Origin of the sequence: Pseudomonas chlororaphis subsp. piscium, from assembly GCF_003850345.1 — a bacterium.
In the GTDB taxonomy this organism is placed as follows: Bacteria; Pseudomonadota; Gammaproteobacteria; order Pseudomonadales; family Pseudomonadaceae; genus Aquipseudomonas; species Aquipseudomonas piscium.
In genome coordinates, this window is record NZ_CP027707.1 from 7,004,229 (window position 1) to 7,017,023 (window position 12,795).

Annotated in this window: 12 protein-coding genes; 6 read left to right on the plus strand and 6 right to left on the minus strand. The window is 64.1% G+C overall.

Annotated elements, in window-relative coordinates:
* The first annotated feature begins 5 nt into the window (after positions 1–5).
* The 3 genes from C4K38_RS31940 to lpdA all read left to right on the plus strand — a co-directional run bounded on the left by C4K38_RS31940 (position 6) and on the right by lpdA (position 3,185).
* On the plus strand, positions 6–629 hold the full coding sequence (locus C4K38_RS31940; protein ID WP_053276756.1) for a lysophospholipid acyltransferase family protein: 624 nt from the start codon (positions 6–8) through the stop codon (positions 627–629).
* Position 630: 1 nt separating this feature from the next.
* The gene (locus tag C4K38_RS31945) at positions 631–1,563 is read left to right on the plus strand and encodes a phosphatidate cytidylyltransferase (RefSeq protein WP_053276757.1); all 933 of its coding nucleotides are present in this window, start codon (positions 631–633) and stop codon (positions 1,561–1,563) included.
* A gap of 221 nt (positions 1,564–1,784) precedes the next feature.
* The gene (lpdA, locus tag C4K38_RS31950; RefSeq protein WP_053276758.1) at positions 1,785–3,185 is read left to right on the plus strand and encodes a dihydrolipoyl dehydrogenase; all 1,401 of its coding nucleotides are present in this window, start codon (positions 1,785–1,787) and stop codon (positions 3,183–3,185) included.
* A 129-nt stretch (positions 3,186–3,314) separates the two neighbouring features.
* Here the strand turns inward: lpdA and C4K38_RS31955 are convergent, their stop codons facing one another.
* Positions 3,315–3,788, minus strand: a complete 474-nt coding sequence (locus tag C4K38_RS31955) for an Lrp/AsnC family transcriptional regulator (protein WP_009051665.1) — start codon at positions 3,786–3,788, stop codon at positions 3,315–3,317.
* A gap of 145 nt (positions 3,789–3,933) precedes the next feature.
* Here C4K38_RS31955 and C4K38_RS31960 point away from each other — a divergent pair, with 145 nt between their 5' ends.
* A complete protein-coding gene (locus C4K38_RS31960; protein ID WP_053276759.1) occupies positions 3,934–4,560 on the plus strand; it encodes a LysE family translocator in 627 nt (208 codons plus the stop codon).
* A gap of 148 nt (positions 4,561–4,708) precedes the next feature.
* On the opposite strand, the gene C4K38_RS31965 is transcribed toward C4K38_RS31960, so the two are convergent.
* From C4K38_RS31965 to C4K38_RS31985, 5 genes are read right to left on the minus strand one after another with little or no spacing between them, the layout of a single operon-like run.
* Positions 4,709–5,533, minus strand: coding sequence for a class I SAM-dependent methyltransferase (locus C4K38_RS31965; protein ID WP_053276760.1), 825 nt, complete (start codon positions 5,531–5,533; stop codon positions 4,709–4,711).
* The gene (locus C4K38_RS31970; protein WP_053276761.1) at positions 5,527–6,684 is read right to left on the minus strand and encodes an acyltransferase family protein; all 1,158 of its coding nucleotides are present in this window, start codon (positions 6,682–6,684) and stop codon (positions 5,527–5,529) included. Before C4K38_RS31970 ends, C4K38_RS31965 begins: the two co-directional genes overlap by 7 nt.
* Entirely contained in the window at positions 6,681–7,568 is an 888-nt protein-coding gene (locus C4K38_RS31975; RefSeq protein WP_053276762.1) for a class I SAM-dependent methyltransferase, read from the minus strand. Before C4K38_RS31975 ends, C4K38_RS31970 begins: the two co-directional genes overlap by 4 nt.
* Positions 7,568–8,872, minus strand: coding sequence for a glycosyltransferase (locus C4K38_RS31980; RefSeq protein ID WP_053276763.1), 1,305 nt, complete (start codon positions 8,870–8,872; stop codon positions 7,568–7,570). The genes C4K38_RS31975 and C4K38_RS31980 overlap by 1 nt, the downstream gene beginning before the upstream one ends.
* A complete protein-coding gene (locus C4K38_RS31985) occupies positions 8,872–10,485 on the minus strand; it encodes a glycosyltransferase (RefSeq protein WP_053276764.1) in 1,614 nt (537 codons plus the stop codon). The genes C4K38_RS31980 and C4K38_RS31985 overlap by 1 nt, the downstream gene beginning before the upstream one ends.
* A 430-nt stretch (positions 10,486–10,915) precedes the next feature.
* Between C4K38_RS31985 and C4K38_RS31990 the strand changes: the two genes are divergently transcribed.
* Entirely contained in the window at positions 10,916–11,827 is a 912-nt protein-coding gene (locus C4K38_RS31990) for a GDP-mannose 4,6-dehydratase (RefSeq protein WP_053276765.1), read from the plus strand.
* The gene (gene gmd / locus C4K38_RS31995; protein WP_007924592.1) at positions 11,824–12,795 is read left to right on the plus strand and encodes a GDP-mannose 4,6-dehydratase; all 972 of its coding nucleotides are present in this window, start codon (positions 11,824–11,826) and stop codon (positions 12,793–12,795) included. The genes C4K38_RS31990 and gmd overlap by 4 nt, the downstream gene beginning before the upstream one ends.

Here is a 12,795-nt window from a genome sequence, read left to right on the forward strand (position 1 = left end):
TTCTCATGCTCGAACCCCTGGTCGCTACCCTCATCACCTCCGCCGCCCGCACCATCACCGGGGCGCGCAGCCTGTGGCTCGGTTGCGGGCCGCAGGCGGTGCAACGCATCTACTTCGCCAACCACAGCAGCCACGGCGACTTCGTGCTGCTCTGGGCCTCGCTGCCGCCCGCGCTGCGCAAGGTGACGCGGCCGGTGGCCGGCGCCGATTACTGGCAAACCCGCCCGCTGCGCCGCTACATCATCAACCGCGTGTTCAACGGCGTACTGATCGATCGCGAGCGCAAGGAGCCTGTGGATAACCCCTTGCAGCCGATGCTCGACGCCCTGGCCAGCGGCGATTCGCTGATCATCTTCCCCGAAGGCACGCGCAACCTGGAGGAGGAAGGCCTGCTGCCGTTCAAGAGCGGTATCTACCACCTGGCGAAAAGTTACCCACAGGCCCAGGTGATTCCGGTGTGGATCGCCAACCTCAACCGCGTGATGCCCAAGGGCCGTTTCCTGCCCCTGCCGCTGTTGTGCACCACCAGCTTCGGCGCGCCGCTGTCCCTCGAAGACGGCGAAAGCAAAGAGCAATTCCTCGAACGCAGCCGCGCAGCGCTGCTGGCCATGGCCCCGGAGCATTCTTGAGATGGATAGGCAAACCCTGATGTTGTTCGGCGGGATCGGCGCGGTACTGGTGCTGGCCTCGCTGATCGGTTTTCTGCTCAAGCTGCGCACCCGTGGCGCGCCGAGCTCGGTGATCGACAACCTCAACGCACGCATCAACGCCTGGTGGGTGATGGTGCTGGTGATCGGCATCGCCTTCTGGCTCGGCACCAGCGCGGTGATCCTGCTGTTCTACGCGGTGTCCTTCTACGCCCTGCGCGAGTTCCTGACCCTGATGCCGACCCGGCGCAGCGACTACCCGGCGCTGGTGGCGGCGTTCTACCTGGCCCTGCCCCTGCAATACCTGCTGATCTACTTCGACTGGTACGGGCTGTTCTCGATCTTCATCCCGGTCTATGTGTTCCTGCTGCTGCCGATCCTGGCGTCCCTGGGGGGCGACAGCACGCATTTCCTCGAGCGCGCGTCCAAGGTCCAGTGGGGGCTGATGATCGCGGTGTTCTGCGTGTCGTTCGTGCCGGCACTGCTGACCCTGGATATCGCCGGCTACGAAGGGCGCAACCTGCTGCTGATCGCCTACCTGGTGATCGTGGTGCAGATGTCTGACGTGTTGCAGTACGTCTGTGGAAAACTCTTCGGCAAACGCAAGATCGCCCCGCGGCTGTCGCCGTCCAAGACCGTGGAAGGTTTTGTCGGCGGCATCCTGCTGGCCTCGCTGATCGGCGGCGCGCTGTGGTGGATCACCCCGTTCACTATCTGGCAGTCGTTCCTGATCGCCCTGCTGATCAACCTGCTGGGCTTTGCTGGCGGCATCGTCATGTCGGCGATCAAGCGCGACCGCGGGGTGAAGGACTGGGGCCACATGATCGAAGGCCACGGCGGCATGCTCGACCGCCTGGACTCGGTGTGTTTCGCCGCGCCGATCTTCTTCCACCTCGTACGCTACTGGTGGACCTGAACACCCCGCCCCCTCTTCTTCTGTAGGAGCGAAGCTTGCTCGCGATGCAGCCAACGCGGTTCAACAGCAGGACCGCGTCGATACCATCGCGAGCAAGCTTCGCTCCTACAGGGGATGCGAACTCCTGCTTGACCGTCCGCCCTCCGCACGCTCATATTACGGTCATAATTTTTTGCTCGACTACCTTTAAAGCCCTTCCTTCCGATTGCAGGAGAACAGCCATGAGCAGCTACGACGTCGTCATCCTCGGTGGGGGTCCCGGTGGCTACAACGCCGCCATTCGCGCCGGCCAGCTGGGGCTCAAGGCCGCCTGTGTCGAAGGTCGCGCCACCCTCGGCGGCACCTGCCTGAACGTCGGCTGCATGCCGTCCAAGGCCTTGCTGCACGCCTCGGAGCTGTACGACGCGGCCATGGGCAAGGAATTCGCCGAACTGGGCATCGAGGTCAAACCCAGCCTCAACCTGGCCCAGATGATGAAGCAGAAGGACGACAGCGTGACGGGCCTGACCAAGGGCATCGAGTTCCTGTTGCGCAAGAACAAGGTCGACTGGATCAAGGGCTGGGGCCATATCGACGGCCCGGGCCAGGTCACGGTGACCGACAGCGCCGGGGGCAAGACCCGGTTGCAGGCCAAGGACATCGTGATCGCCACCGGCTCCGAACCGACCCCGTTGCCCGGGGTGGAGATCGATAACCGGCGCATCCTCGACTCCACCGGCGCGTTGTCCCTCAGCGAAGTGCCCAGGCACCTGGTGGTGATCGGCGCCGGGGTGATCGGCCTGGAGCTGGGTTCGGTCTGGCGGCGCCTGGGCGCCCAGGTGACCGTGGTCGAGTACCTGGACCGCATCTGCCCCGGCGTCGATGGCGAAGCGGGCAAGACCCTGCAACGGGCCTTGGGCAAACAGGGGATCGCCTTCAAGCTCGGCACCAAGGTCAGCAGCGCCAGCACCTCGGCCAACGGTGTGCAGTTGAGTATCGAGCCGGCAGCGGGCGGCACCGCGCAACTGCTGGAAGCCGACTACGTGCTGGTGGCCATCGGGCGCCGGCCATATACCCAGGGCCTGGGCCTGAAGAACGTCGGCCTGGGCACCGACTCGCGCGGCATGCTCGCCAACCGCCAGCACCGCACCGAGGCCCCCGGCGTGTGGGTGATTGGCGACGTCACGTCCGGGCCGATGCTCGCCCACAAGGCCGAGGACGAGGCCATGGCCTGTATCGAGCAGATCGTCGGCAAGGCCGGTGAAGTGAACTACGGCCTGATCCCCAGTGTGATCTACACCAAACCGGAGCTGGCCAGCGTCGGCAAGACCGAAGAGCAGCTCAAGGCCGAGGGCCGGGCCTACAAGGTCGGCAAGTTCCCTTTCACGGCCAACAGCCGGGCCAAGATCAACCACGAGACCGAAGGTTTCGCCAAGGTCCTGGCGGACGCGCAGACCGATGAAATCCTCGGCGTGCATCTGGTCGGCCCGAGCGTCAGCGAAATGATCGGCGAATACTGCGTGGCCATGGAGTTTTCCGCCTCGGCCGAAGATATCGCCCTGACCTGCCACCCGCACCCGACCCGCTCCGAGGCGTTGCGCCAGGCGGCGATGGATGTCGAGGGGATGGCGACGCAGATGTAAATCCTGTAGCCGCTGCCGCAGGCTGCGATCGCGACCGAAGGGCGCGCAAACTCTCAAGATCGCTGAAGGCCTTCGGCCTTATCGTCCGAACGCGGCCCGAGCCTGCGGCAGCGGCTACAGATAATCGCTTCAGGCCGGCAAATGCCCCAGCGGCAGCGCCCCCGGGGTTTTCACCGTGTGGATCGCGAAGTTGCTGCGGATATCGCTGACGCCCGGCAGCTTCAGCAGGCTGCCAGTGAGGAAGCGGTCGTAGGCCCGCAAATCCGGCACCACCACTTGCAGCAGAAAGTCCGACTCGCCGGACACCAGGAACGCCGAAAGCACCTCCGGCAGCGCCGTCACCGCCTTGTGGAAGGCTTCGGAATGCTCGTCGGTGTGCCGCTCGACCTTGACCCCGACGAACACCGTCAGCCCCAGGCCCACTTCATCGCGATCGAGGTTGGCCTGGTAGCCGCGAATCACCCCGGCTTCTTCCAGCATCCGTACCCGACGCAGGCAAGGTGAAGGAGACAGTCCGATCTCCTCCGCCAGTTGCACGTTGCTCAGGCGGCCGTCGCGCTGCAGGGCGGCGAGAATCTTGCGGTCGTAGGCGTCCAGTTTCATCTTTGGCATTTTCCGATAGTCACTCCATGTCCAGGTGGAAGATTATGCCAATTTCCGCCTGCATGTTGGCTGACTACGCAAGCACCTGCCCTGCCCTTCGGCCCTAGACTTTGCCTACCGAATCGACAACGAAAGGGGTGGCAAGGTGGCACAACTGTGGATGTTTTTCCTGGCGCTGGCGGTGGTCTATCTGCTGCCCGGCCCCGACATGATCCTGCTGCTGCAAACCGGCGCCCGCCAGGGCAAGGGCCTGGCGCTGGCCACGGCGGTGGGCCTGGCGATCGCCCGGGGCTGCCATGTGGCGCTGGCGGCGCTGGGCCTGGCCACTCTGTTCAAGGCCGCGCCCTGGACCTTCGAGGTGGTGCGCCTGGGCGGGGCCGCGTACCTGTTGTGGCTCGGCGTGCAGTGCCTGCGGGCCAACTTGCTGCCCAGCCTGCAGGACGGCGAGGCCGTGAGCGCATTGCGCTGGCGCGAAGCGATCCGCCGCGGCCTGCTGACCAACCTGCTCAACCCCAAGGCGCTGCTGTTCTGCTCGGTGTTGCTGCCACAGTTCATCGACCCGCAGGCCGGCCCCGTGGCCGCGCAGTTCGCCAGCCTCGGTCTGCTGCTGGTCTTGGTGGGGTTGCTGTTCGACAGCGCCTACGCCCTGGCCGGCGCCTGGATCGGCCGCTGGCTGGCGCACAACCGCGCCGCCCAGCGGGTCCAGCAATGGCTGTTCGGCAGCCTGCTGATCGGCTTCGCCCTGCGCCTGACCTTCGTGCAACAGGCCTGAACTCTGTAGCCGCTGCCGCAGGCTCGGGCCGCGTTCGGACGATCGCGACCGCAGGGCGCGCAAGGTCGCAAAATCGCTGAAGGTCTGCGGCCTTATCGCAGCCTGCGGCAGCGGCTACAAAAGCCTGCGTCCTACCGCATTCGCCGGTTCAGGCCGGCTTGCGGGCAATGATGACCTGGCTCTTGGCGACCACGGCGTCCAGCGCGTGCTTGATCTGCACCCCACGCGGCGAGTTGAGAATGGTCTGCCAGGTGTTCGCCCACTGGTCGAGCAATGGGTGGTCGGGGTTGCTGAACTCGACCTTGGCTTCCCAGAACAGCAGCATCCACATCGACCAGTAGAAGCCGTACTGGCTATGGCTGAGCACTTCCAGCCCGGCGTCGCCGACCATCTGCTTGAACTGTTCTTCGCTGATGATGCGGATATGGTTGGGCTTCTGGAAATACTCGGGCGCGGCGATGTCCTTCTGCAGGTCCTCGGAGCTCGGGTGCGGCACGCTCAACAGGTACAGCGCGCCCGGCTGGCCGACCCGCACCAGCTCGGAGAGAAACTGCGCCGGATCGTCCACATGCTCGATGACCTCGGTGGACACCACGCGGCTGGCGGTGCCGTCGGCGATCGGCAGCGGGTTGCAGTCGGTGACGTGGCATTCCACGCCGCGGGCCGGGGTATCGCTCAGACGCTGGCGCGTCGCCTCGACCTTGGCCGCATCGATGTCGGCAATGATGATCTTCGCCCCGCGCATCGCGCAGTAATGCACGTTGCCGCCGTCACCACAGCCGACATCCAGCAGGGTGTCCTCGGCCGTCACCGGAAAACCGGTGAACAACTCGCCGTTTTCCTGGTTGAACCAGCCGCTGAGCATGGCGTCCTGCAGGCCCAGCATGTACGGATCGACCTTGGCCGGCGGCGGTGTGTCGGGCGTTACGGCCGCAGGAGCGCTCGCCGTGAGTTTTTTCAGAAGGCTCAGCATGAAGTGACTCCAGTGGAAGGAACGGGAGAACGGGATGGACCCAGGCGTTGCACCAGCTCGACACCCCGATTGCGCAGGGGCAACTCGATGACACGGTAGTTGAGTTCGCTCAACAACAACAGCAAGCCCAGGGCACAGGCCAGCGCCAGCAGCGGCTGCTCGTTCAGCCCGGTCGTGCCCAAAGGCGCCAGGCGGAACCAGGCTTCGCGGACCAGCAGAAACACCGGGACATGGATCAGGTAGATCCCGTAGGAACGGCTGCCGACCCAGGCCAGCAGGCTTTTCAACGGGCCGCGGGGCAACAGGTAGTCACGGTCGTAGGAAGCGATCCACACCAGCAGCGCGCAGAGCACGGCCAGGGCACCGACCCGGTAGTGAGTGACATTGAACTTATCGGTGGCCAGCCAGCCCATGCCCAGGCCGAGCAGGATCAACAGCAGCAGGCCGAGCCCCGGATGCCGCCCCAGCCATTTCGGTTCCCAGTGCCGGTAGCTGGCGCGGGCGGTCCACAGCGCCAGCAGCACACCCAGGGCCATGGCATCGGTGCGGATAAACATCAACAGCACCGAACGCAAGCTCACCAGTTGCACGACCACCAATGCCAGCAATACCCAGACCAGGTACTTGCGGCACAACAGCACCAGCAACGGCAGCAACAGGTAGAACTGCTCCTCCAGCGACAGGCTCCAGTAGACGAAGCTGGCGCCGTATTCATAGTGGAAAAAACTGTCGGCGAAACGCAAATTGGCGAACTGCAGCAGGCCGGCAACCGTGGCCCACAGGTTGGCGTGCAGGCTGCCGAAGGCCCCCGAGCGATTGAGGAACAGGCTCGCCAGCAACATCAGCAGCAGCCACAACCAGGCCGAGGGCAACAGGCGGAAGGCGCGACGAATCCAGAAGTCGCGGGTCCGCTGCCAGAACTGCGCGGCGCTGGTGCAGGCGCGCAGTTGCGGGATCAGGCTGCGGGCGATGACAAAACCGGAGATGGCGAAAAACAGGTCCACGCCCCACCAGAACTGGCCGTAGGCCGCGACGCTGCCCAGCCAGGCGAGCCCGCCTGGAAACAGATTGCCTTGCAGATGATGGAACACCACGCCCAGCACCGCGATGCCCCGCAGCAGCTCGATGTCCATGATCCGCTTGTCGTTCAAGACGGCTCAGCCACTGCGCCGGACAGCGGCTTGCGGGCGATGATGACCTGGCTCTTCGGCATGAAGCCATCCAGCACCTGCTTGATCGCCAGCCCGTCGGGTTGCGCCAGCAGCTCCTCCCAGGTCCGTGCCCAGCCTTCCATCAGCGCCGGGTACGGCGCCTGGATGCGGTCACGCACGGCGCCCGGCGGCTCGCGTCCGGCGGCCCGTTCGCTGGCCCAGAAGAAGATCATGCCCATGACCCAGAAAAAGCCCGTGGCCTGCCGGTGTTCGATGACCAGCCCGGCGGCCTCGATCATCTGGCCAAAGCCCTCGCGGGAAAATATCTGCACATGGTTCGGCGCGCGGTAATAGCCGGGCGGCGCGATGCCCTTCTGCAGATGCTCGCCCACCGGGTCCGGAACGCTGATCAGGTACTGCGCGCCAGGGCGGCCCATGCGCACCAGCTCGGCGAGAAACGGCTCGGGCTGTTCGATGTGTTCCAGCACTTCCATGCACACCACTTTGCTGGCGCAGCCCTGGGCCAGCGGCAACGGCAGGCTGTTGCTGACCAGCCCCAGGGCGGGCACGTCCGACTGCTCGGCGACTTGCCGGGCCAGCTCGCGCACCTTGTCAAATTCACTGTCGGTGAAAATCACCGAGGCGCCCTGGCGCATGGCGAACAGCGTCGCCACGCCTTCGCCGCAGCCGACATCCAGCAGGGTGTCTTCAGCGCTGATGGCAAAACCCTTGAGCAGCTCACCGGTTTCGGAACGGAACCAGCCGTCGAGCATGGCGTCGCGCAAGCCGCAATCGCGGGGAGAAACCGCGGGCCTGGGCGCATCAGCCAGCAGCGGCGCAGGCAATGGCGCGCCCCTGCGCAAACGCCGCAGAAACGCCCGCATCACCCAGCAAGCCCGGGGGTGGCAGGCGCCTTGCGTTGCTCCAGCACCTGCCGGAAAAACTCGCCCAGGCGCTGTTCGGCCGTGGCCTGGCTGCAGAAGCGCCGCAGGCTGTCGATCGCATGGGTCGACATCTGTGCATAACGCTCCGGGTCCCGCAGGGCGACGTCGTAGCTGGCGCGATAGGCCGAGCACAGCGAATCCCAGTTGGTGATGTAGCGCAGGGTCCGATAGGCGGCCCGGGGATCGTGGGGCCAGGCGGTCAGCTCGTCGGTGGAGTCGACGATGAAGCTGTTGTCGTGGTCGATGTAGTCGGCCATCGCGGTGTTGCACGGCGCCACCGCCGGCTTGCCGCAGGACATGAACTCCATCAGCGGCAGGCACTGCCCTTCGCCGAACGAGGAATTCACCACATAGCTGGTGGCCTCCACCAGTCGTTCGTAGTCCGGATCGGACAAAAAGCCGTGGATCAGCACGATACGGCACTGGTAGGACTGGTTCTTGTAGAGGTGGTGCAGCATGTCGGCCAGCGCGTTGCCAATATCGTGGTGGGTCAGTTTCAGCACCAGGGTGGCGTCGGCACAGTCGCGGAAGGTGGTGCAGAACGCGCTGATCATGTCCTGCCAGTTCTTGCGCCCGTCGTAGGGGTTGAACACCGAGGTGTAGATCACCCCGTCAAGCAGCAGTTGGCAATCGCGGGCCTGGGTATCGAGCGCCAGCGGCATGCCTTCGCGCAGCGTGCTCGGGCCGTAGCCGCTCAGGTCCAGGGTGCGGCTGTCGAGCAGCAAGCCATGCAGGTTGAGGATCACCTGGGACGCCCGCGCCTGCTTGCCCAGTTGCTCGCCACGGCTGGCGAAGCGATCCCAGACCGGGGCCGGGATCGCACAGATCGGATAGTCCTCGCCCATCACATCGCGCACCGCTCGCACGGTAAAGCTGGAGTGGGTGATCGCCGCGCCCGCGGTGCCCAGGACCAGTCGCCAGTCATGCCGCGGCTCGCCCTGCCAGCTTTCGGTGGGAATGGTGCTGAACTCCCAGGCGAACACCGGGATGGTCGGGCAGGCGTAATGGTTGGGCGTGCGATGGGGCGGCGAGAACGACAGGAAAATGCACGCCTCGCCCCGGCTCTGGCAGTCGAAATACAGGCGGTCCACCAACTCGTCCGGGTTGCTGACCTCGAGCACCTGGCCCAGGCGTTCCAGCACCGGCCGGAACTCCTTGAGCACGAAGTAGTAGCTGTATTCGGGACGGCCGAGGTTTTGCTGGATGTTGCTCTTGTTGGTTTCCGAATGGATGAGGATCAGCATCAGGCGTTACCCGCCACAGCCAGGGAGGACGCGCCGTCGGCCTCGGTCAGTGGGGTCAGGGCGAAGAAGTCCCGCAGGCGCCCCTGGACGCTGGCGAAGCTGCTGTACTCCTGCATGCGCCGGGCCGCTGCCAGGGACATCGACTGGTAGCCCTCGGGGTTTTCCTTGGCCATGCGGTAGCTGTCCTGGTAGGCGGTTTTCAACGAGCCCCAGTCCGGGCGGTGGCGCAGGGTGCGAAACAGGATGCGCGAGTCCTGCGGCCAGATCGCCGGCTCCTGGCTGGACTTGACGACAAAGGCTACCTCCTCGTCGATGTAATCCAGCATGGCCGTATGCAGCGGCGCGATCGCTGGCTTGCCACAAGCCATGAACTCCATCAGCGGTAGGCACAGGCCTTCGCAACGCGAGGCGTTGACGTAGAAACTGGCCGCGCCGTACAGCCGGGCGAACTGCTCGTCGTCCAGATAACCGTGCATGGCCACCACCCGGCAGCTGAAGGGCGACAGCTGCGACAACAGGGTCAACATCTCGACGTAATAGGTCGACAGGTCGTTCTGGGTCATCTTCAACACCAGGGTAGCGTCTTCGGTGTCGCGCATCGCCCAGCAGAACGCAGTGATCAACTGATGCCAGTTCTTGCGACCGTCGTCGGGGTTGAACACGCTGACATAGACCACGCCATCGACCTGGAACTCTACCTGCTGGTCGGTGGCCGGGAGGACGGCCTGGGGATGTTCCGGCTCAGGCGCAGGCTCGGGTTCCGGCAAAACGACGGGCAGCGGTGCCGCGTGCTCCGGGCTCGATTTCGCCATCAGCGCCCGCAGGCGCTCAGGGACCCGGTCGCGCAACCCCTCGCGGTAGCATTCGCGAACATAGTGCTTGCTGATGAACAACGGCCGGCGCCATTCGCCACCGACCAGCGCCCGATACCATTCGCGCAGATAGTGCTTGGCGATGAACAACCGACGCCTGGCGGTCAGCGGTGGGGCTTCGACGATTTCGGCCTCGACGGGAGCTGGAGGAGGCGGCGCCTCCTCCAGCACCGGTGCGATCAGGCCGTCGGCGGAAAGCCCCAGCGCCCGGCTGTCGATGATGCAGCCCTTGATTTGCAAGGTGGTGCCGGCGTTGACCGACACATTGGGGTATTGCCCGCGGACGCCGTCGAAGCGCTCCCACAACGGGGTAGGCAGCACCAACACCGGAAAATCCTCACCCAGCACCCGCCGCACCGCCCGGGCCGTATGGCTGGACAACGTGATCACCCGGCCATGGCGGCCAAGGGTGCGGCTCCAGTCCTGGTGCGGGTCGTTATCCCAGTATTCGTGGGGGATCGAGTCGAACTCCCAGGCCACCACGCACAGGGTCGGGCAGTCCAGGTCGAGCGGGGTTTTCTGGGGTGGGGTGAACGAAAGAAAAAGACTGTCTTCGCCCTTGAGCCACAGCTCGTGATACAGCCGATCAACCTCGGCGGGCGCCTGCACCACGTGAACGCGCCCAAGGCTTTCCAGCACCGGGCGATAGGCCTTGAGCACGAAGTAATAACTGTATTCCGGACGCCCGAGGCTCTGGCTGATGGAGCCGTCGTTAACATCCGAATAAAGAATGAAATTCATGGCATCTCACGATGAAGCCGCCATCCTGGCACCTTCACACAATGACGGTAGAGCCATGGCACCACGCCTGTGTTGTGGGCGTGCGTCCATCGTTCTCATGCCCGTCTACGTTCTTGTTCTATTGGTCAGTTTTGCATGGCTCCGAGACAGCCACTCTGATCGCTTTGGGGTCGAGACGAGGGGCATTCTAAACACATCCGTTTAAGATTCGGGAACCTCCCGACAAGATTTTTCCTATGCTGGAAAACGAGAACTTACCGGTCACGGTAGGACTTGTTGAAATTCCAACGCAATTGGCACAGATTGACCGCCAAACAACTACAACAAACTTCGTCAATAGGAAAACTCTTAGAAGTAGAAGGGTTTTCAATTTTTTCACATGACTTATGTGTCGAAATATTGCCGAAGTCTCCGTCTGAGAGGCTGCTGCTTGAAAAAGCGTTTGTTTGTAACAGGCCTGAATGGATTCGTGGGACGTCATCTGCGATCCCGCTTGAGCACCGCCGATTCAGGCTGGGAACTGTTGCCCGCGCCGCCCTTCGACCTGACCCAACCGCAAAGCCTGCAAGACCTGTGGCCCGAACTACCGGATGCGGTGATTCACCTGGCTGGCCAGACCTTCGTCCCCGAGTCCTTCCGCGATCCTGCCCGGACCTTGCAGATCAACCTGCTGGGCACCCTCAACCTGTTACAAGCCCTGAAAGCCCGCGGCTTCAGCAGCACCTTCCTGTACGTCAGCTCCGGTGACGTCTACGGCCAGGTCGGCGAAAACGACCTGCCCATCGACGAGCACCAGCCACCCTGCCCGCGCAATCCTTATGCGGTGAGCAAAGCCTCGGCCGAACTCTTGTGCCTGCAGTGGGGCATGAGCGAAGGCTGGCACGTGATGGTGGCCAGGCCGTTCAACCATATCGGCACCGGGCAGCTGGACAGCTTCGCCGTCGCCAGCGCCGCGCGCCAGATCGCCCGGATCAAGCACGGCCTGCAGGCACCCAGGCTGGAAGTCGGCGATATCGACGTCACCCGCGACTTCCTCGATGTCGCTGACGTGGTGAACGCCTACCTGGCCCTGTTGCGCAGTGGCGTGCCGGGCCAGGTCTACAACATCTGCTCCGGCCAGGAGCACAGCATCCGCAGCCTGATCCAGCAGTTGGCGGACATCGCTCAGGTGGAAATGGAACTGGTTCAAGACCCCGCCCGTCTGCGACGGGCAGAACAGCGTCGTGTCTGTGGCAGTCACGCCAGGCTGCAACAAGTCACCGGATGGACGCCTGAAACCACAATAAAACAATCCCTGCGGGCGATCCTGTCCGACTGGGAGTCACGGGTACTACAAGAATGACAAAGAGTGCACTGATCACAGGGATCACCGGGCAGGACGGCGCCTATCTGGCCAAGTTGCTGCTGGACAAGGGCTATCAGGTTCACGGACTGGTGGCGCGACGCAGCAGCGACTCGCGCTGGCGCTTGCGTGAGATGGGCATCGAGGGCGAGATCCGTTACCTGGATGGCGACATGGCCGACGCCTGCTCCGTGCAACGGGCGGTGATCAAGGCGGCGCCCGACGAACTCTATAACCTGGCGGCGCAGAGCTTTGTCGCCGCTTCCTGGGACCAGCCGGTGACCACCGGCATCGTCGACGGGCTGGGCGTGACCCACCTGCTCGAGGCGATCCGCCAGTTCAGCCCGCACACCCGTTTCTACCAGGCGTCCACCAGTGAAATGTTCGGCCTGATCCAGGCCGAGCAGCAGGACGAAAATACCCCGTTCTACCCGCGCAGCCCCTACGGCGTGGCCAAGCTCTACGGGCACTGGATCACCGTGAACTACCGCGAGAGCTTCGGCCTGCATGCCAGCAGCGGCATCCTGTTCAACCATGAATCGCCCCTGCGCGGCATCGAGTTCGTGACCCGCAAGGTCACCGACGCCGCCGCCCGGATCAAGCAGGGCAAGCAGCAGGAGCTGCGCCTGGGCAACATCGACGCCAAGCGCGACTGGGGATTCGCCGGCGACTATGTCGAAGCCATGTGGCTGATGCTGCAACAGGGTAAGGCCGATGATTACGTGGTGGCCACCGGCGTCACCACCACCGTGCGCGAGATGTGCCAGATCGCCTTCGAGCACGTCGGCCTGAACTACCGTGACTACGTGAAAATCGACCCGGCGTTCTTCCGCCCCGCGGAAGTCGACGTGCTGTTGGGCAACCCGGCCAAGGCCCAACGGGTGCTCGGCTGGAAACCCAAGACCCATCTGGAAACCCTGATCCGCATGATGATGGATGCGGACATGAAACGCGTCGCCAAGGAGTAA